Source organism: Aequorivita sp. KMM 9714 (assembly GCF_011065475.1).
GTDB classification, from domain to species: domain Bacteria; phylum Bacteroidota; class Bacteroidia; order Flavobacteriales; family Flavobacteriaceae; genus Aequorivita; species Aequorivita sinensis.
The window spans coordinates 127,692-149,038 of record NZ_JAAGRO010000004.1 but is presented as its reverse complement, the minus strand read 5'-3'; the positions used below and the strand labels follow the sequence as shown (position 1 = coordinate 149,038).

At 33.7% G+C, this 21,347-nt stretch carries 16 protein-coding genes; 1 reads left to right on the top strand and 15 read right to left on the bottom strand.

The window, feature by feature from the left end; genetic code table 11:
- Positions 1 to 40: 40 nt before the first annotated feature.
- On the bottom strand, positions 41 to 937 hold the full coding sequence (locus G3A46_RS10905; protein ID WP_165149736.1) for a WYL domain-containing protein: 897 nt from the start codon (positions 935 to 937) through the stop codon (positions 41 to 43).
- A gap of 77 nt (positions 938 to 1,014) precedes the next feature.
- Between G3A46_RS10905 and G3A46_RS10900 the strand changes: the two genes are divergently transcribed.
- Positions 1,015 to 1,191, top strand: a complete 177-nt coding sequence (locus tag G3A46_RS10900) for a hypothetical protein (RefSeq protein ID WP_165149735.1) — start codon at positions 1,015 to 1,017, stop codon at positions 1,189 to 1,191.
- Positions 1,192 to 1,271: 80 nt separating this feature from the next.
- Here G3A46_RS10900 and G3A46_RS14265 read toward each other — a convergent pair whose 3' ends face one another.
- The 14 genes from G3A46_RS14265 to G3A46_RS10830 all read right to left on the bottom strand — a co-directional run bounded on the left by G3A46_RS14265 (position 1,272) and on the right by G3A46_RS10830 (position 21,293).
- Complete coding sequence (locus G3A46_RS14265; protein ID WP_206736008.1) at positions 1,272 to 2,261, bottom strand: hypothetical protein; 990 nt, start codon at positions 2,259 to 2,261, stop codon at positions 1,272 to 1,274.
- A complete protein-coding gene (locus G3A46_RS10890; protein WP_165149734.1) occupies positions 2,252 to 5,314 on the bottom strand; it encodes an ATP-binding protein in 3,063 nt (1,020 codons plus the stop codon). Before G3A46_RS10890 ends, G3A46_RS14265 begins: the two co-directional genes overlap by 10 nt.
- Positions 5,314 to 5,736 (bottom strand): hypothetical protein, encoded by a 423-nt coding sequence (locus G3A46_RS10885; RefSeq protein WP_165149733.1) that lies wholly within the window; start codon positions 5,734 to 5,736, stop codon positions 5,314 to 5,316. The genes G3A46_RS10890 and G3A46_RS10885 overlap by 1 nt, the downstream gene beginning before the upstream one ends.
- Positions 5,737 to 5,740: 4 nt before the next feature.
- Positions 5,741 to 8,005 (bottom strand): dynamin family protein, encoded by a 2,265-nt coding sequence (locus G3A46_RS10880; RefSeq protein WP_165149732.1) that lies wholly within the window; start codon positions 8,003 to 8,005, stop codon positions 5,741 to 5,743.
- Between the two features lie 51 nt (positions 8,006 to 8,056).
- On the bottom strand, positions 8,057 to 8,266 hold the full coding sequence (locus tag G3A46_RS10875) for a DUF6140 family protein (RefSeq protein WP_165149731.1): 210 nt from the start codon (positions 8,264 to 8,266) through the stop codon (positions 8,057 to 8,059).
- Between the two features lie 946 nt (positions 8,267 to 9,212).
- Positions 9,213 to 10,379, bottom strand: coding sequence for an efflux RND transporter periplasmic adaptor subunit (locus G3A46_RS10870; RefSeq protein ID WP_165149729.1), 1,167 nt, complete (start codon positions 10,377 to 10,379; stop codon positions 9,213 to 9,215).
- Positions 10,380 to 10,389: 10 nt separating this feature from the next.
- A complete protein-coding gene (locus G3A46_RS10865; RefSeq protein WP_165149727.1) occupies positions 10,390 to 14,721 on the bottom strand; it encodes a CusA/CzcA family heavy metal efflux RND transporter in 4,332 nt (1,443 codons plus the stop codon).
- Positions 14,722 to 14,858: 137 nt separating this feature from the next.
- Positions 14,859 to 15,239, bottom strand: a complete 381-nt coding sequence (locus G3A46_RS10860) for a hypothetical protein (RefSeq protein ID WP_165149725.1) — start codon at positions 15,237 to 15,239, stop codon at positions 14,859 to 14,861.
- A gap of 168 nt (positions 15,240 to 15,407) precedes the next feature.
- Positions 15,408 to 15,710, bottom strand: coding sequence for a hypothetical protein (locus G3A46_RS10855; protein WP_165149723.1), 303 nt, complete (start codon positions 15,708 to 15,710; stop codon positions 15,408 to 15,410).
- Positions 15,711 to 15,732: 22 nt separating this feature from the next.
- Positions 15,733 to 16,809: a cytochrome d ubiquinol oxidase subunit II gene (gene cydB / locus G3A46_RS10850; protein WP_165149721.1), complete on the bottom strand. Its 1,077-nt coding sequence runs from the start codon at positions 16,807 to 16,809 to the stop codon at positions 15,733 to 15,735.
- Between the two features lie 2 nt (positions 16,810 to 16,811).
- Positions 16,812 to 18,146, bottom strand: a complete 1,335-nt coding sequence (locus G3A46_RS10845; protein WP_165149719.1) for a cytochrome ubiquinol oxidase subunit I — start codon at positions 18,144 to 18,146, stop codon at positions 16,812 to 16,814.
- A gap of 123 nt (positions 18,147 to 18,269) precedes the next feature.
- Positions 18,270 to 19,613 carry a rhodanese-like domain-containing protein gene (locus tag G3A46_RS10840; protein WP_165149717.1) on the bottom strand — a complete coding sequence of 448 codons (1,344 nt, stop codon included), beginning with the start codon at positions 19,611 to 19,613 and terminating at the stop codon, positions 18,270 to 18,272.
- Positions 19,614 to 19,948: 335 nt separating this feature from the next.
- On the bottom strand, positions 19,949 to 20,218 hold the full coding sequence (locus G3A46_RS10835; protein WP_165149715.1) for a heavy metal-associated domain-containing protein: 270 nt from the start codon (positions 20,216 to 20,218) through the stop codon (positions 19,949 to 19,951).
- A 265-nt stretch (positions 20,219 to 20,483) separates the two neighbouring features.
- A complete protein-coding gene (locus tag G3A46_RS10830) occupies positions 20,484 to 21,293 on the bottom strand; it encodes a sulfite exporter TauE/SafE family protein (protein WP_165149713.1) in 810 nt (269 codons plus the stop codon).
- Positions 21,294 to 21,347 lie beyond the last annotated feature (54 nt).

Below are 21,347 nucleotides of genomic sequence, written 5' to 3'. Positions count from 1 at the left end.
AGAGGAGGGGTAAAACAACGATACCCAATTACTACTTTTTTTAGTAAAGTTTTAAAGCGTTCTCTAATTCCTTTTTAATGTCTGCTCTAACAAATTCAGGTTCCAAAACTTCAACTAAACTTCCGTATTTTAAGATTTGCTGCTTGAGTTCGAAATTATAACTTACAAAGAGTTTAATTGTATAATATCCTTCCAATCCATCTGTCAATTCTTCTTGTGATCTGTGCAGTTTTAAAGATTCAAGATATGGTTTCTGACTGGCGTGAAAACACAAAACTATTCGTAAGGGTTCGTAATCGGAAAAATTTAAACCAACTGTATGATAAAGTATCTCATTAGCCTCTTCAGTTTTGTTTTTGAACGGCTTGTTATTTAGTACTTGTAACCCGTTTATTCTGTCTAACCCGAATACACGAAATCCCTCCTGGGTTTCTCCTACAACATACCATCTATTCTGATATTCTTTTAATAGGTGAGGTTTTACAATATGTGACTTTGGACTATTCCTATCGGTGTGATAAAAACTATTGTGTTGAAAGCTAATTTCTTTTCTATTCTTTATTGCTTCTAAGATGTTATCGAAGTATTGAAAATTCTTTACTAGACTGGTTTCATCTAGGGAAAGGTATTTGTGGTTGTCATTTTCTAGAGAGATGCTTTTATTTAGCAGATTGGAAAAAGCAATGCGTTTAAAAAGGTTGGTTAAAAATGAAAACTCTTCGGTGTTTTCAATATCTAATTGATAGCCCTTTGTTTTTACGTTATGTATTTTGAAACCAATACTTACCAAAAACTGATAATCTCTGTTTAATGAAGATGTTGAAAAATTTAGGCCTTCTTTTTTTAATCCAGCTTCAATTTGTTCTGAAGTCACTAAGCCATCCGCCTCTTTTAAGAGCTCTAAAAAAACTAAATACCTTCTAATATCTTTACTCATAAAAATACTTTTTTAGCTTCCCGTTATCTGGGAAATCTACTTATTAAATTTGTTTTAAACAATTTAAATAACAGATTATGGATTTAGAAAAAGCTCAATTAGATCAGTTAGGTCGTTTAGTACAAAGCAGTATAAACACCTCAAAAGAAATCGCCGAAATTTCTGGCCAAGACAAAGTTACCGTAACGCTTGTAACTGTAGGACTAACAATGGCTGTGGCTGGGTTTCTGCGGTCTGTGAATATGGTAATGTAAGTTTGAATTGTAAGTGTGAAAACAAAACCAGAGCTTTAAACTCTGGTTTTGTTGTTTTTATACTTTTTAAAAACTTTTCACTAACGCGATAATATTTCTTTCACCTTTTTTTGAATTCCATTATCGGCATTAGCTAAAGCCTTTAATGCAACAGTTTTGTTGATATTATGATTAGAAATATTGTTAGGGTTAGCTAACCAATCTTCCATTCTCATCTTTCCCTTAGACTGATTAATGCTGCGTAAAGTAACAGCAACATTCTCTGGACAATTTACCACTTCCGCGATTTCAGAGTTGGTTAAACGGTCACGATACGCCATAAAAATAGCTTCTGAAGAACGTATGTGCTCATAATCATATCTATCGCCACCACGTAATATTTCTCCTGTGTAGCAATCTGTATAGAGTGCTACACCGTCTCCTCCTCTCTCCAAAGCTTGTTGATGCATTTGTGCTTTTACTTTATTGAAAAGTAGGTCTATTTCAGTGCGGTGGTAGGGGCGGGTTGGGTTTATCATTATATTTTGTGTTATTTCTTCCGTTCCTTCGCCTTCTTCTAAATCATCCATCTCATCTATTTCAATGGCTTCAGCATTTAACATTGAAAGCATATCTGGGCTAACACCCAATTCCTTTAACTTATCTTGTACTTCTTTTATTTGTGTTAGAATATCCTTAAATTCTTGCAAACCCTCATTGACTTCAGAAAGTAGACCAGGATCTAGCTTTTTACCAATTTCTTTTGCGGCCTCGTTCACATTTTCTGTAACCTCATTGACATCTTTTACTTCTTCCGTTGGGTTTTCTGCAACAGACTCAGGATCCTTAGCAATTTTTTGATCAACTGCATCTAATTTCTTTGCAGATTCGGTTAATTCATTTTGGCTTTCTGGAGATAAGACTTTATCTAGTTCCTTAAAAGCAGATTCTTTAGCGGTTTCAAAACCACCTTTTAACGATTCACTAAAACCTTTTCCTTCTTTTAATCCATCTAGTCCTTTCTTTAATCCTTCCTTCAGTACTTTTTCACCAATTTCCATGGCTGGTTTAATTATTTTTTCTAATGCCATAATTTGATAGTTGTTAGTTTATGATCACTTTTACGTCTTTTTAAAAAATGAACCACATAATTTAAAATAGGTTCCACATCTTTTTCACCGGTGACACTTATTAATTTCTTCAATAATTCAATTTTCAATTTACTTTTAGTCTTGGATTTCCATTCTTGCCTTAAAAGAAAATCTAAACAAATAACCTCATTAATAAAGTTTACTTCACCTTCAGTTATTTCTTTATTTTTTTCATAATTAGAAATGATTTCTAGAACTTTTTTGACCTTTTCTTGTTTATTCGAAACTTCATTGTGTGTAAATTCGTCATTTTGAGATTCAAACTTATCAAATTTACATAAAATTGCCTCCTGCCAATCGTTTTGATATATTGCCGCAACTCCAGTTTCCAGTTTTGCTAATTCTTTGATTTGATCATCGGAAAGATTCATAGCACTACCTACTAACTTTCTATCTTCAAAGTCAGGTAATCGCAAGCAAATTTTAGTGTTGGTGTTTCGAATAACCGACATATCTAATAGTCCTGGTGCTTGGTCTGCAATTATAAAGCCTTCTCCATAAGTTCGCATCTCGGCAATTGCATTAGATATCATTTCTACGGACTTACCTGCTAAATTGGCACTAGATGATGATTGTTCTGAAGAAGTTCTTTTTAATAAATTATGAGCTTCCTCTATTATAGTTATGTGTTTTAGATCACTATTACTTTGAGTCTTATTTGCAATTCGATATTCATTTAACCTCATAAATAAAATCCCCATAAATAGAGCCTTTCCTTCTGAAGAAGCCACTCGTGATAAATCTACAATCACGTTTTTGTCAAACAAATCTTCATCTGAAATACAATCATCAGTAAAAATTAATTTATTTAAACCATTGGTCATACTTCGAACACGAGAAACTAAAGCCCCTTCGTAATTACTTTTAACTTCTTCAGAAAACTTGCTTTGGGCGATTACATTTTCTAACGACTCTAACAAATCTGAAAATAAAGGATATTGTATTTTTTCTTCAATACATCTAGATTCATCCAGTAACCAGCCTTTTGATATATAAGCATCTTCAATAGCCTCTTTAAGAATATTAGGCATTGCAGCCTCCATTGGCCAACAAGCATTCAAAATTTCGATAAATCGATCTATGTGTTCATATATATGAATGCTTTGGGGAAATGAAAATGGATTAATTCTTAATAATTCAGTTTCTGAAGAATTAGTGCCAAATACTGAAACATCCTCTCTTCCACCAAACTCTTCTTTATATTCTCCTTTAGCTGGTTCTATTACGAGGAAGTTAATGTCATTCTCGCAAAGTTTATCTATTAAGTTATATGTTACATTAGACTTTCCAGAACCTGTACTACCTGTAACAAAAATGTGGCTTGTAAATTTATTATAATCTAAAAGTATATCGTTATTAAGTTTTTGCTCATAATTATATAATTGACCAATCTTAATATTGTTTTCAACTTGCTTTTTCGGGTTGTTTCCAAAGGGTATTATTTCTACCACATCTAACCCTACCACTGATTTGTGAGGAAAATTTATTTGAACTGTGAGTTCATCTGTTGTAATCGCTTGGGCTAAAAATCCGTAATCTACTATTCTTGGGACTTCGTAACGCTGCAAATACGCTAACACTTTATCTTTTTCAGATTTATTAATAGAATTAAAGGTTTTGATTGCAGCTGTTTCGAAGTTAGATTCTGCACCTTTGGTGATTCCATTGTAAATATTAGCTGCTATAATACTGTTTTGCTCTTCATGCGATACGAAATAGACGCCAACATTCCAGAACCCAACTCCTTTTCCTTGTACTAAGCGCTCGATTTGTTTATCTAATTGGTCTAAAAAATTAGATGCTCTTTTGTTGGTATATGTTTTTTGTCTAGAGTTAGAAGTTCCTGACGAATTACCTTTAGTATTACCCTCTGTATCGGTCTGTCCCTCAGTTAAGCCGTCTGTAATATTTTCGTTTGCTGCGACTGCCTTACTACCTTCTGCTTTGTCTTTTAAATCTAAATCTTCACTGAGCTCATCTCCTTTCTTTTTTCCTGCTTCGCCTCCGATTATTGCTCCAGGTATACCTGCTGCTGTTGCACCCAAAATTGTTCCTCCTAAAGCAGTGCCATACTTAACAGCCCCTCTAAAACCTTTTTCTAATCCTTTTGAAACGGAATCTGCAGTTTTGGAACCTGTTCCAAAAAAGCCATTCATCATTTTTCTGCCAATCCAAGGAGAAGAGTTAGTAGTTTTTGTCTCACTTGTCCCAACGGTTGTACTTTGTGAAATTGAAGTTGATTTGCCCGTGGAATAGCTTATGGAATCTGAAATAGAAGTGTTTTCACCTTCCGTAACCACAAATTCTTTTTCACTTGACAAAACACTATAAATTTGCTCGTAAGTATCTAGAGTTAGTTCTACTTGTTCTGAGGAAACTGGGTCTGCAATAAAAAAAGCTGAAAAGGGCTTGCCGTTCATTCCTAAAATGAGGTTTTCTATTCCTTGAAAAAACTGATCTTCTTCTTTATCCTTTATTGAAGGAATTCCAACTACCGCAGTTACTTCCTTACAGTTATTAAAAATCTCATTATTAATATTTAAAACTTCTTGATTACTTAAATTTTCATTGTTATTTGAAAATTTGGTTCCAGGAAAGTTTCCTTCTAATGCTCCTTTTAAAACTTTTGCTTTTTCATTGACCTTTACACCGGACTTAACTCCGATATATAAATTACATTCTGTACCGTTTGAAACAATTTTAAAAACCACAGAGCTATTAACAGAATGCAACGTAGTAAATACAGATTTTAGCTTATTGGTTATCTTAACATCTTTTTCATAGACAAATTTCTGCATTTGGAAAAAGCGGATTTTACCCCTAATCTCCTCCTTGGAAACCGCTGACAACAAAGCTTCATTCTTTAATTTATCTATGGATAAAATGCTTAAATGATCATCGCGTAAATATTGCTTTTGTAAATCGAATTTTATATCGATTAAATTTACAGGTGCCGTTACCTTTTCTTCTAAGTTTACTAATTCTTCACTCATTAACTTAATGCTTTATATATTAAATATCCTGCAATTAATACAACACCACCAATTATTACTTTTTTTAATATTTCATTATTTCCTGATGGTAAGTCCAATTCACCATTATACTCTTGTTCTATGAACGTTTCCTTGAATAGTTTTACCAATAGAAAATATCGTTCTTTAGAATAGTTTTCTCGCATATTCCACTTCTCGTCAGAAAAATAATCTTGCTTGTCGGTTTTATTTGAAACTTCTAACTCTTTATAGGTTTCAAAATTAAAGTCGCTATTGGCAATAGCATATTCAACTGCCTTATTAATCTCATTTTTATCTCCTTGAAGAAAAAATATATTGTCAATTAAAGTTCTCTTAATCTCATTTATGTCGTTGTCTTTAATACTAGAAATAAAATCTTCGTTTTCTTTAAATTCTCTCATCACTCTATTTAATTTTATATTTTGAGATATTATTAGAAATCCCATTTAATTTTAGCAACTCTTTCTTTATTTCTTCTTCATTCCTAGCTAGTTCATTATCAGAATTTTTATATACACTGTTCAAGGATTCTTCAAAAGAAGACTTTACAAGATCCTGAAAGGCAATATTATATTCCTGAAATATCTTTTCAGATTCACTATCACATTTCTTAATTAGAGCATTAAACTCTTTTATTTTGGGCACAATCTTATCATTATAAAATTTTGATATATTAGTTGCTGTTGTAGATACCGTATAAGATTCAAGAACGATTTTAGTTTCTTTTATACCGAAAAGTCTTTTAAAAAAATTTCCACTTGGAACCTTTTTTTCTACCTCTCGTTTTTTTTGTTCTTTTACTGTTGTTTTATAGGCATCTATACTTCTTATATCTAAAACATTAATTTTATTAAGCAATTGAGAATTAAAAGATTTCTGTTCAATACTTTGTTTTTTTAAATTAAATTTATTGCCAACCTCCGTTTTTAACCTTCGCAAATAATTTTGTGATTCATCATTTATTTTTGATACTAGATCCGTTTTTATACTTACTTCTAAATCCGAAATTATATTATTTGCCCATTCTACTAATCGTTTTGCTTCAGTAGGACTAAGCTTATTTCTTGTGGATTTAGCTTTCAGTCTATCAAAAGAATAATCTGCCTTTTTAGTTGCATCTTGAATAAATTTCTTGTCAACCTTAATATTAGCTATTTCTTGTAAAGCTTCATCTCTACGATTAATTAAATCGATTTCTTCCTTTTTCTTTCTTTCTTCGATTTTTTTTTGTTCGTCAACTGTTTTTTCTTCTAGATTTTTCTTTTCTAAGTCAATTTTAGATTTAATTACGTTGAAAACATTGTTTGCAATGCTCATCAAACCTCTATATTGGATTTTTTGATGATGATTTACAATATAATCTTCGATATACAACTTTAAAGCCGCTAGTCCAGAATACACTAAATCGGCATCTAATTCACTTTTTGTAATTCTTTCTTTTAAGTGTGCTTTTTGATTTATAGTTAGAGGGGCATAGTCAATAAGTTGATAGCCTTTTTTGTTTTTTTCAGGAACTGGAGTAAACTTACTTCTATAACTATTTAAATCGATTTCATCATCATCATCAAGGGTTCCATTTAATTGTGCTAGTTTAGCATAAATTGAACTTATTGGAAAAACTTTAGGGTTCTTTATTTCAAATTTATCCAAGAACTTATAAACTTTCTCTAAAATCTCGCTAAATGACTTATTACCTAGTTTTTCACGATCTACTTTGTTGTAAACAAATACAATTCTATCAAGATTTTGTTTATTTTTTCTAAAAAGACCACTAATTTCTTTTAAAGTATCATCATCATCTTTAGAATCCATCTTTTCAGGATCTAAAACATATAGAACAATTGGGAGCTTTTGATTATCCTTTAATTGCAAATATCGCTCGGTTTTGTCTTTATGGTTTTCAAATTTAGCACTATTTGGGCCTGGTGTATCAATAAGGTTTAACTCCATCCCTGATGAATTTAAATCTTTAATTGGCCCTTCCAAATATAATTCTAACTCAGGATATTTATCTTTTTCTTGGTTAACGCGTTTATTCCATTTTTCAAAAAATTTATCTATTTCAACACTTGTTTCATCAAGTATGTTATCACCTTTAATTGCCCTAGCAGTAAACTTTTCTGAATTATTTATTTTTATCGTACAAATAGTACCTGTGGCTGAACCTGTATCCTCAAATAATAAATTTTTCCCCAAAATAGCATTTAGTAATGTTGACTTTCCTGAGCTCATTGTTGCAATGACGGGAACTTCAACCTTATTACTTCTTAAATTTATAACTCTTTCCTTGTTGTATTCTATGGCGTTAGCTATAATCGTCTCGTACGATTTTAAAGTATAATCTATAAAAGCGTCAATGGCATCATATCTTTCCTTAACCGTACTGTCATCCACAAAATTTATTTGGCTTTTAGTAATAATGTTACTCTCCATTTTTAAAACAGATTCTATAAAGTCCTTTTCATATGAATCACAACCATATATTTCAATGGAGAACTTGTCATTATTGGTTGCTTCTTTAACTCTTTTAATAAAACCCTCGAACCAATCTGTAATCCTTTTATCCTTATTCTCTTCTATAGATTGTTTTAAGTTATTTTCTATTATTTTATCTGTACATTCAATTTGAGAAACAAATGATACGGTATCATAATTAATTGTTATTTTCATTCTTTTGGAAATTTTGTTTTATTATTAAGACAAATCCTTTAATCTAGATATCTAAACGGTTCTATACTCCAAATACCCCATACTCAAATACCCAGCTGATTTTAAATCGAAGCCATGAATTCTCATAAAAGTTTTATTGATTTTATCTGCTTCTTCAAACGGATTAGAATGCATAGTACTAATCTGAACGGATAGTCCTTTGTCTACAAATTCTCCATTTACATTCATCCTTTCTTTTGTCTTAATTTCAAATACTGCCATAATAGATATAATAGATATATAGGTTTATTAATTATTTATAGTTCTTACATTAATTACATATTGCAATATTAATAACTGGCTTTCCCACATACTGGGAAAGTTTAAAAAGCGATATTATCTTAGTGTAATTGATACATAAATGTCCTTGTTAAATACCTTTCAGGCTTTAATTAAACCTGTATAGGTATTTAAATACCATACAACTACTATAATATCTCAGTCAATAAATATTGATGAGATCTGTTTTGGGGAGAAGTTTAAAAATTTAGAATAAATAGAAATTTCAGTTGTTATAATTTAATTTTTAATAACCGTCACACTCTATTCAAAACCTAAATTTTTTGTTAAACATAAGTGATTTATTTAATATTCTCCAACACTAATTTTGAATTTATACTAAGAAATTAGGTGGTTTTTTTAAATTTTTTAAAAACCAATCAACTTACATTATTGATAATTAATTATTTAGCGTTTCAGTTTAAAATAAATCTATTTTAACATTTTTTTAATTTTTCTTTTCTCAATAGATTCAGTAACTATATTCTCAAACCTAGAGTGGGATGTAAGAATAAGAAACACATGAAAACAGCACCGTACAGGTCATTTCCCAGCTGCCACCTTTCCCTTAAATCATTCCGTATAATTATTTAAAATATTTAGAAGAGGAAGGAACTCGTAATTGTATTAAATCAGGTAATGTCCTTTCTTTTTCAACTTCAACTTCATCTTCATCTTCAACTTCCCCCAATAACCATCGGGATCAATTTCGATTTGGATTTCAATCTCGATTTCGTTTTCGAACGCGTTAGACCTACAAGGAGATTTTCATTTGCTTACACAAATCAAAACAACACCTTGCAGGTCATCCTCCAGCTTAGCCCAGGATAAACTCACCCGAGGGACATCTTCAACTTCGTTTTCGATTTCGTTTTCGATTTCGATTTCATCAGTGTCCATGCCCACCGCCACCTTCTTCCTGTAGCAATGCAAAACCACCTTTGGTTAAAAAACGACGATCTTTTTCAAATTCTGAAGCATTCTCAATTATTGTATAGCCTTGGTATGTAGCTCCAACCTTTACTCTTGCAGAGTGTAATTGGTATTCGTTGTTATTTTCGTTTTCTATAAGCAATACATAATTCACTCCATCTAATTCTACTATCGCGTTTTCAGGTAAGGCCAAATGGTTAGAGGTACCTGTTACGATTTGAGCTTCTACAAACATTCCTGCGGTGAAATTCTGCGAGTCTTTTTCATCTATATGTCCGTGAATCATTGCAATTCTTGAATTGGGATCGATGGAAGTTCCAACCAAATGCACATCGCCTTTAAATGTTTCCTTTGAGGCTTCTGGCACAGAAAACAGTATTTCCTGATCTTTTTTAAGTTGTAACAAATCCTTCTCAAAAACTTTTAATTCCAAGTGAATATGGTCGGTGTTCATAATTTCCATAATCTTATCGGCTGGAGAAACATAGGTACCCGTATTCACAAAAACTTGAGTTACATTTCCATCTATGGGGCTATATATATTTACTTGTGAAACTATATTTCCCGCTGCCACGGAAGCCGGATTTATATTCAGCATCTGAAGGTTTTTCTTTAGACTATTACTACGCGCCAAAGCTGTTTTGTATTCACTTTCAGCTTTTAAATAACTTTTCTGGGAAGTTATTTTCTCTTCAAACATCGTTTTTTGTCGCTCGTATTCGGAGTTTAGGTATGAAAGCTGCGCCACAGTTTCCATATAATTCTGCTGCATTGTTATAAACTCTGGATTTTCGATGGTAACCAAGCGTTGTCCTTTTGAAACTTTGCTTCCAACCAATAACGGTGTGTTTTTAATATAACCTCCGGCAAAGGCGCTAACTACCGCTCGACTTTGTGGTGGCACATCAATTACGCCATTGGTTTGTACTGTTTGAGCAAATGGTTTTTCGGTGAGTTGGCCAATTTCCATTTTGGCGTTTTTAAACTGTGCTTTTGAAAGATGAATATTTCCGTCTGCAATTTCTTCTGAAGTAGAATCAGTAGATTCCACTTTTTTTTCTGAATTGTTACACGATGCCAAAATGAAGGCTAATAGCAACAAAATTGATTTTATATACTGCATAATTAATTTTTTAAAGCGTTAAATAGTTGATAGCGATTACTGCTTGGTTGTATTTATTGAGGTTTTCTAGATGTTGTAATTCAATTTCGTAAGCGTTTTCAAGACTTTGGATGTATTGAAAAAAGTCTATTTCTCCATTTTTGAAACTGATATTGGCTGTCTTTAAAATTTCTTCTGAAAGTGATTTTCCTTCGGTTTCGTAATACTGAAGTGCATCTTCATATTTTGAAACTTCATTGAGCAACTGCACTTTTCTTGAATTCAAGTGAATTCTATAATCTTCAGCTTGTTGCTGACTTACATCTGCGGCAATCTTTGATGCTTTTATTTTTGAAGCATTTCCGCCAAAAAGCAACGGAATTTTAAGTCCGATTTGATAGGCGTAAAGGTTCTGACTCAAACCAGAATTGCTACCTAACGAATAGGAAAGACTGATATCTGGAAGTAAGCTTTGCTTTTCAAGACTGCTCTTAGCTTGAAAAAAGTTGTTTCTACTTTCATAATAGTCTAACGCTGGATGTTGTTCAGAAGCTGCAATTGAAAGTTGAAGTTTCTCAAGGGGGTGCTCAGCAATCAGCAAACTATCTTTGGATTGAACTACAGTTTTTAGCTGCTCCATTGCAATTAACACATCTTCTTTAGTCTGATTGAAATCGGTTTCTAACTGTCGTTGTTTGGCACGAGCGGTTATCTTTTCTAGGTAATTTGTTTCACCTAATTCAAAACGGCGTTGCGCTGCGTGCGCAAAATTTTGATACAAACTATCCAATCTCTCGTAAACACTTGCTCTGTTTTTTTCATATTGATATTGATAATAGGCTGCTGCAACCAACCCTTCAGTTTTGCGTTTTTGAAGTTGGTATTGCTTGTTTTGCATTTCAAACTGACGCTTATTTACATTCTTTTCAGCGAAGTAAACTGTTGGGAAAAGAAAGTCTTGTTCCACACCAAAAACCTTAAGAGGCTCATTATTCGGTGCCATATTATTTTCGTCAAATTCATAAAAAACTGTGGTTTTATCAAAACTGAAAGCACTACCAATTAAAGCATTGGCTTCATCCATCTGAAGTGAGGAAGCTTTAAGTCCAGCATTGTTTTCCAAAGCCATTTGCTGTAAATCTTGCAACGATTTCGGATTCTGCTGAGCCATTCCTGAAAAACTTAGAAGTAATACGAGAATTGTAATTGGCAATGACTTTCCTAATTTCTTTTTAGGTTTCTTTTTTTTATCAGAATCAAAAATTGAAAACAACACAGGTAAAACTATTAAGGTTAGAATTGTAGCTGTTATCAAACCACCAATTACCACAGTAGCTAATGGTCTTTGAACTTCAGCCCCAGCATTTGTTGAAACAGCCATTGGTAAAAATCCGAGTGCTGCTGCAGAAGCGGTTAGTAATACTGCACGTAAACGGTCTTTTGTACCTTGTACTATAAGCTCGTTTTTATCTGTCATTCCTTCTTTTTTAAGTTCTTTAAAATGTTCTATTAAAACAATTCCGTTAAGTACGGCAATCCCAAAGAGGGCAATAAAACCAACACCTGCCGAGATGCTAAAAGGCATATCGCGAATCCAAAGCAACAACACGCCACCAACCGCTGCCAAAGGAATTGCAGAGTAAATCATCAAAGCTTCTTTTACTGAATTAAAAGCGAAATAAAGCATTATAAAAATCAGCAGTAATGCAATGGGAACGGCGATTAAAAGTCTGTTTTTTGCACTTTGAAGATTCTCAAACTGACCTCCGTAATCAATTGTGTAGCCAGCAGGGAGTTTAAGATTGTCGTCAATTATTTTTTGAACATCATCAACTACACTTTGTAGATCGCGACTTCTCACATTTACCCCAACTACAATGCGACGTTTTGTGTCGTCTCGGGAAATTTGCGCAGCACCTTTGGAGTATTTTATTTCAGCTAGTTCACTTAAAGGAACTTTCCCGCCGGCTGGAATATCAACATAAAGGTTTTGAAGATTTGAAAGATCGCGACGATTATTTTCATCTAAACGAACCACTAAATCAAATCGTTTTTCACCTTCAAAGATGCTTCCCAAGGATTTTCCAGCGAAGCCCATTGAGATCATTTCATTTAAATCTTCAATGTTTAAACCGTACCGTGCGATTTTATTTCTGTCGAACTTTACATTCATTTCGGGTAGGCCGGCAACTTTTTCTACAATAATATCATCGGCACCTTCAACATTTTCTATTAGGCCTTTTATTTCGTTAGCCTTTTTATTTAGTATATCGAGGTCTTCTCCAAAAATCTTAATCGCAATATCTGCTCTAACTCCTGTAATAAGTTCGTTAAAACGCATTTCGATAGGCTGGGTGAATTCCACTTCCATCCCAGGAATTATTGCTAAGGCTTCTTTAAATTTCTCAGCTAACTCATTTTTAGTTGAGGCGGATGTCCATTCCTTTATTGGTTTTAAAGTGATAATAACATCACTTTCCTCCATAGACATCGGGTCTGTAGGAACTTCTGCGGCACCAATACGGCTAACCACTTGATCAACTTCTGGGAAATTATCAATGAGAATTTTTTCAATTTGAGTAGTAATATCAATGGTATTGCTAAGAGAAGTCCCCGTTTTTAATACAGGCTGAATTACAAAATCACCTTCGTCAAGCGTAGGGACAAACTCGCCACCCATAGTAGTAAAAATATAAACAGTAACTGCAAGGATTAAAACAGCAATACTTAAAACCAGTTTTTTCGCTCCTAATGCCCAACGAATTGACGGTTCGTAAAAGCGATTTAAGAAGGTCATTATCCGAACAGAAATATTTCTTTTGGAAGCTTCCTCGGGTTTTAAAAATAGAGAAGCAGCTACAGGAACATAAGTAAAACACAAAATCATAGCTCCGATAAGCGCAAAACTAAACGTCATCGCCATCGGTCTAAACATTTTGCCTTCCACACCGCTTAATGAAAGAATAGGAATAAAAACTATAAGAATAATAAGTTGCCCAAAAATGGCAGAATTCATCATTTTTGAAGCGCTATTCCAGGTGAGGTTATCTTTTGCTAATCGCCTTTCTGATAAAGGAAGTGCATTGAGTTTTGAAGCGTTTTTACTAATTTGAAAAGCGACAAATTCAACTATAATTACTGCGCCGTCAATGATAATTCCAAAGTCGATAGCGCCAAGACTCATCAAGTTTGCGTCCACACCAAATAAGTACATCATCGAGAGCGTGAAAAGCAATGACAGTGGGATAACAGAGGCTACCACTAATCCGGAACGGAAATTTCCTAATAGTAACACCACTACAAAAATTACAATAAGTATCCCGAGAATAAGGTTTTCAGCAATTGTAAAAGTGGTTTTTCCAATCAGCACACTTCTATCCAAAAACGGATTTATATAAACCCCTTCAGGTAGAGATTCTGCTATTTCCGCTACTCTTTCTTGTACGTCATTTATTACTTGATTGGAATCGCCATCTTTCAGCATCATTATCTGTCCGAGGATTTTTTCGCCTTCTCCATTTCCGGTAATAGCACCAAAACGAGGGGCACTGCCAAACTGTACTTTGGCGACATCTTTCACATAAATAGGGAAGCCATTATCGTTTTTTACTACAATATTTCCAATGTCTTCTAATGAAGTAGCCAAGCCTTCCCCGCGAATAAAATAAGCCTGATTTTCCTTTTCAATATAACCACCGCCTGAAACACTGTTGTTTTTTTCTAATGCAGTAAATATTTCTGAAGCGGTAATATTCATCGCATTCAGCTTGTTGGTATTTATAGCAACTTCATATTGCTTTAAATGTCCTCCCCAAGTATTTACTTCCACTACACCAGGAATTCCGGAGAGCTGTCTTCTTACAATCCAATCTTGAATTGTGCGCAGTTCAGTGGTTGTGTATTTATCTTCATACCCTGGCTTTACGTCTAGAATGTATTGATAAATTTCACCAAGACCAGTGGTTATCGGGCCCATTTGAGGCGTGCCAAATCCTTCGGGAATATTTTCGGATGCAGATTGAATTTTCTCTGCAATAAGTTGTCTGGGCAAGTACGTACCCATACTTTCTTCAAAAACAATAGTAACTACTGAAAGTCCAAATTTTGAAGTAGAACGAATTTCAACTACCCCAGGTAAGTTGGCCATTTCCAGCTCGACAGGGTAGGTGATAAACTGTTCCATATCCTGAGTAGAAAGGTTGCGGGAAGTGGTAATAACCTGCACTTGATTGTTGGTAATATCAGGAACTGCCCCAATAGGTAATTGTGTAAGGGAAAACACACCAAAGCCAATCAAAACAAGGGTAAATAACCCGATAATGAGTTTATGGTTGATGCTAAATTGAATGATTTTTGATAACATAACTAAATTAATCTTTGAACTTCAACAGATAAATTGCTGAAGTATTAATCAATAGAAAATTGTTGGAATACCGATCCAAGTTTGGAGCAGTAAAAACTTGCAATTGGAAATAGATAATTTCCAAAAGGTCTATTTAGTTATGCGAATTTTGGAGGTTGGAAAATTGAAATTTTTTCCAAAGAGGAATATAAATTTTGGTAATAAAATTTATGAGATTGTGGAATGTTTATTTCCACTTTTGGTAAAGTAATATCCAATGAAACTATCACAACATCGGTTAAAACGTGTTGACAAGAAATATGCTGAAATGGCAATTCTTCGTGTTCAGGTTCTTGATGATTTTCTTTCTCAGTACCGTAGTGTTTTTGAACAAATGTAAAAAAGTCGTCTCCGTAATTTTCTGAATGATATTCGGCGTGTTGTACTAGTTTGCCTATTAAAAATATATCCTGAATGCCAATGCCAACGCTTTGGAAAGCGAGGAGAAAAGAAAATGATATGGCGAATATGGCTTTCATTTAAGTATCAAAAATATATATTTTTTTCTGAACTGAATATGATATGAATCAGTTAAATAATACGATTATTAGGAACTGCTGAAATTCATATAATTAAAAATATTATTTCAAAGATTGAGATTTAAAAGGATAGATACAGTGACTTTTGTTACAAAGTAGAAAAATGAATTATTTTTTCTGATTCATCTTAGTCACAATTAGCTTAGTAACTAATAAGCCAATTGCGCCTCCTACTAGTGAAACGGCCATATTTATAGCAAAGAGTGCATAGTTAACTTCTCCTGTTTTCATAATGGAAATAGGGTCGAAGCCAAGCCTTCCGAAGATTTTAATAAAAAATATACTCCCGAATATTCCAGCGATTGTATTTCCTGTGAACCCCATTGAATATTTCTTCTTAGTTACGCTTAAAAGCAATGCACCAAGGATTCCAATAAAAATACTGATTATAGCAATAAGTGTATCTGTCATAATGAAGTAATACTAAAACTTACTAATGTTCTCCATACCCTACATCGTCCATTTTTCCTTTAAAAACACGATACTGAATAACCATATATATGGCTACTAACACTGCGGCTATAACAAACCAATAAATACCAATTGATAAACCATACTCGTGTGCGGCTGCGTTATAAATGGTTAGGGAAGGGTTTACGTCATTTGTAGATGGTAATAAGTTTGGGAATATAGAAGATACAGTTGAAGCTAATCCGCCAAATAAAAATAAGGTTGAAAATAAAAATCCTAATCCATCCTTTTTAAAGCTTTTGACTTTAAATAAGCCGAAAATTCCACTAAATGTGATTATCGGGAAGATCCAAAGCCAAGGATATTTTACAAAATTATGAAATGGTTTAGGGTCGATTATATGCCAAGAAAATAGCGATATAATAACTAAGATTAACAATACAATATTCAAGTTAAAAACTACTTTTTTAAGCTTTTGGTTTAAGTCTGAATTCGTTTTAAAAATTATCCAATTTGCCCCGTGAATAGCTAAAGCTACAACACCGATTACCCCCAGTAAAATTGTGAACCAGTCGATTATACCTAAATGTTCTGCGTGCGGACTAAAAGTTGAATTCCAAAGTGGTAAGAAGAAAAAATGAGGCTCGTGGGCAGACACTCCGTCAGTAACCATCCCCAAATTTACACCTCTTACTACGTTTCCCAGTGCAATCCCAAAAAACAAGGCTAGGAGTAGGCTAGCAATTCCGAAAGCTTTATCCCAAATTGCTTCCCACATTTTGTTGTGAATTTGTCCTCTTAATTCTAGTCCGATAGCTCGAAAAATGAGTAACCATAATATCATTATCAACGGCAAATAAAAACCGCTAAACGAAGATGCATACAAAGTTGGAAAAGCAAAAAATAAAACCCCACCTACAGCTATAAGCCACACCTCATTAGCATCCCAAAATGGGCCAATAGCATTTCTAATAGCCTTTTTGTCTTTTTCTTTTTTCGCATAAAAAAGATGAATGATTCCTGCTCCAAAATCATAACCATCTAAAATCACATAAATGGTAAGCATAGCCATTAAAACGATATACCAGAATAATTCCATAATTAGTTGAGTTTAGTGGTTTCAGGACCTTTATAGATGATTTTTCCAGCGAGCATTAAAAACAATAGCCCTAGCAGTAAATAAAGTCCAATAAATCCAAGTAAAGTAAATAATGTATTTCCTGATGATACAGTTGGGGAAATTCCATCGACGGTTCTTAAAAGATTGTAAACCAACCACGGCTGCCTTCCCAATTCGGCAGTATACCAACCTGCAGTATTTGCGATATATGGAAAAGGAATCATAAACATCAATGACCAGAGAATCCATTTAGTTTTATAAAGTTTCTTTCTGAATAACTGAACGGCTGCTAAAAGCAATAATCCTATAAAAATAGTTCCCAAACCAACCATTATGTGGTACGAATAGTACAAGCCAGGGATGTTTGTGGGATAAGCACTTTCGTCGAATTCATTAAGACCTTTGATCTCTGCATCCCATTTTTGGTAGGTTAAAAAGCTCAATATATTCGGAACCGCAATCTTGTTGTCTAGTTTTTTGTTTTCCACATCGGGTTGACCGATTAAGATAATTTCAGAACCACCTTCTTCAGTTTCGAAAATACCTTCCATGGCTGCAAAAGTTACTGGCTGATATTTTACAACGTTTTTTGCTGCCCAATCTCCTGTAGGAAAAGCGACTAATAGGCTAGAAACCAAACCAAAAATAACCCCAGTTTTCACGAAGAGTTTTCCAAATTCACTGTGTTTATTGTTTAGGATATAAAATGCACCAACTCCTGCAACTACAAAAGAAGTGGTGATTAAAGATCCCATTTGATTGTGTAAGAAAGAAGGTAGCAGCCAAGGATTGGAAAACAGTGCACCAAAGTTGTTGAGAACAAATTTTCCGTTTTCTAATATTTCATAACCCACTGGGTGTTGCATCCACGAATGGGTTGCAATAATTAAATATCCGCTTGCCCAAGAACCAAGGAAAACTAAGAAGCCAGTTAAAAAATGGAGCTTTTGTCCAAGTAATTTTTCTCCGAAAAGAAACAATCCTAAAAATGAAGATTCAAGAAAAAATGAAAACATTCCTTCCATTGCTAAGGTCTGACCGATAATTCCTCCCGTAAGTTCAGAAAATTTAGCCCAATTGGTTCCAAATTGAAATTCCATTGGGATTCCTGTTACCACTCCCATTGCAAAATTAAGAGCGAATATCTTCATCCAAAACTTTGCAGCATCGTTGTATTTATCTATTTGAGTTCTTAAGAATTTCCATTTAAAATAGACTATCATCAGGGATAGTCCCATGGTTAATTGCGGAAATAAATAGTGGAAAGTGATAGTAAATGCAAATTGCATCCTATCGTAAAAAATCATGTCTTCCATAACTGATTGAGAGTTGGTCACTCAAATTTATGAAATCGACAGTAATGATTTAGTAATAATTACTATTAAAATGAAGAAAGGACGTTATTAAAACGTCCTTTCTAAATAATTAATCGATTAACCTTAATTCTTAAAGTCGTTTACATCGTCGCTGAGGTCAAAAACATCTTTTGCGTTTAATTCTTTTTCAAGAATACTTGAGCCAGCTGCACTTCGGTAACCTCCAGCACAGTGAACCACTATCGGTTTGTCTGTAGGTATTTCAGCTACTTTTTCGCGTAATTGGTGTAGCGGAATGGTAATAGCATCGTCAAAAAACTTCCCTTCCGAAAATTCACTTTCATTACGAATATCAACTATAGTATAGTCTTTTAGATTCTCCTTGAATTCATCTACATTTAATCTATCAGATTTTTCTAAACCTTTTTCCGCAAGTGTACTTATAGAAACTACATTTGCTTCATATCCAATTTTAGCAGTACGCTGAAGGATTTTTTCAACATTGTCTATAGAATCAACTACTATTTTAAATTTCTCATCTGGGCGAACAATAGATCCTAACCAAGTTTCAAATTTGGAAGTATCAGAAGTAGCCATAATGTTTATACTTCCAGCTATATGATTCTTTTTAAAATCCTTTTCATCTCTAATGTCAACGATTAATAAATCTTTATTTAATTCAGTAACATTTAATTTAAGATCGATTTCACCTAGAGAAGTTCTAAGGTTTTTTGCACCGTTTTTATTTACATCAACATTATACCCAAAATAGTGTGGAATAAAAGGTTGAGAGTCTAATAAGTGATTTACAAACTGCTCTTCTGTTTGTTTTTTAAAAGCCCAGTTGCCCATACGCTCATTTCCTAAAGTACTAGAGGTTGCGTCTGCACTCATTCCTTTTCCGCATAAAGAACCTGCCCCGTGAGCTGGGTAAACATATGCGTTATCCGGTAGGTGAGTGAATTTATTCTGAATAGTGTCAAACATCATTTTCGCCAATTCTTCACGCTTAGCTTTTACGTGACCTGCGTTTTCACGTAAATCTGGACGACCTACATCTCCTACAAAAAGTGTATCACCTGTAAACAACGCTGTTTTGTCGCCTTCTGTAGCTGCAAACGTTACACTATCTGGGGAATGTCCTGGAGTATTTATAGCTTTGAAAGTAGCATTTCCAATTTTAACTTCATCACCATCGTCAAAAGCTTGATGTGGGTAATCGGCCCCAGTTTTTTGGCTGCAATATAAAGTTGCTCCAGTTTCTTTATGAATCTGAAGATGCGAACTCACAAAATCGGCGTGAGGGTGCGTTTCAAAAACGGCAACTATTTCAGCATTGTTTTCTTCGGCATATTTATAATACTGTTGCGGATTTCTTTCTGGATCCACTAAGGCCATTTTTCCATCGCTTATAATAGCATACGAAAAATGTGAAAGTGGCTTATATTCAAATTGTTTTATTTTCATAATTATTTTATTTTTAGAACAGAGAACAGTGAAAAGAGAGAAAAGATGTGCATTTTCTACTTAATTCTTTGACTCTGTGGTTTTCTTTAGTCTTGTTTGCTTTTATTCAATTTTGTTTAATTCTTAAAAATCTAGAGTAATACTGCAGAATGAACTCTTCAATTTTTTCCTTAGTTATTATCTATTTCCTTATAATTATTAAAGGTAAGACATTAAATAATAAGGTACAGTAACTCAGGTTACAAAGGGTGAGAAAATTGATTTTATAGGTTTGAAAAAAGTAATTTCGGAATTTTCAAATGGAAGAATCCCTTAATTAATTTTTCATCAAAAATCTAACTAGTCATTTTCCCAGTCGCGCAACTTACAAACGATTTCGCCTTTGAAGTAAGTGAGTTAGCGTCGTCTACTGAAGGGTAGCCTAAGCTTTTTAGTTTTTCTTTTACTCTCGATATTTCTTCAGTATCGGCAGATTCAAACGAAACTGTGCTTGATTCTACATCTACTTGCACTTCACTTATATTTTCAAATTTAGATAGGTTGTTTGTGATAGTATTTGCACATCCACCGCACTTTAAATTCTGTACTGTAATTGAGTTTTTCATATTTTTTTATTTTAAAGTAAACCTTTTGGGATTTAATTATGTTCAAAAATATGACTGAAATTTAAGTGGGGCAGTAACCTAGGTTACAAAAGGGGACTGTGCTATACTCTTAAGTTGAAAAAAAGGTATTAAGATGAAATTAAACGATAAAAACCTTAAAGAAAACAAAAGCTTTACATCTTGCGTCATAAGTCCTACCGTCATACGTCCTAAGTCATACTTCTAACTTCTAACTTCTAACCTCTAACCTCTCACTTCTCACTTCTCACTTTAGAATAAACTCCATATAGAAAATGAAGAAAGCCATGGCAAAAATGAAGTATCCGAAGGCTTTTTTAAGTTTTTTCCCGTCGATGAAATTGCTTAAATAACTACCGATAAAAATACCTACAAATGATATTCCGGTGAAAAGCATTAAGAAAGGCCAATCGATATTCATTGTTAGTGCATCTCCTAAAAAGAAACCGAGTAGTGATTTAAAAGCGATAATAATTAAGGAAGTTCCTACGGCAATTTTCATTTCAACTTTTGCTAAAATCACTAAGGCAGGTATAATTAAAAATCCGCCACCAGCACCAATCAAGCCAGTAATAGCACCTACTAGCAACCCTTCAAGAAGGATTAAGGGGTAGTTGTATTTTACTTCAGTATTCTTATTTACAGCAACATCTTTCTTAGGCTTTAGCATAGAGAAAGCTGCGGGAATCATTAGTAGGGCAAAAAAGCCAAACATTCCCATTCTTCTGGTGAGTTCAAAATCGCCAATGCTAAACAAAACTTCAGGTAGAATAGGAATTACAAAATACCTCACTAAAGATACACCGGCAATCGAAGGAATCCCGAATACAATAGCGGTTCGCCAATCTACAAAACCTTTAAGATGTTGTTTTACTCCACCTACCAAAGCACTTGCTCCAACAATAAATAGCGAATAGGCTGTCGCTGCTTTTTCGTCTATCGAAAATAAATACGCCAAAACGGGAACGGCTAATATAGAACCACCACCGCCAATAATACCTAAAGAAATTCCAATTGCTAATGCACTTATATATCCAAAAACTTCTATTAATTCCATAATTTTAAACTTGCGCCAAAAGTAATATTTTAAAACAGCCTGTGTTGTAACAAG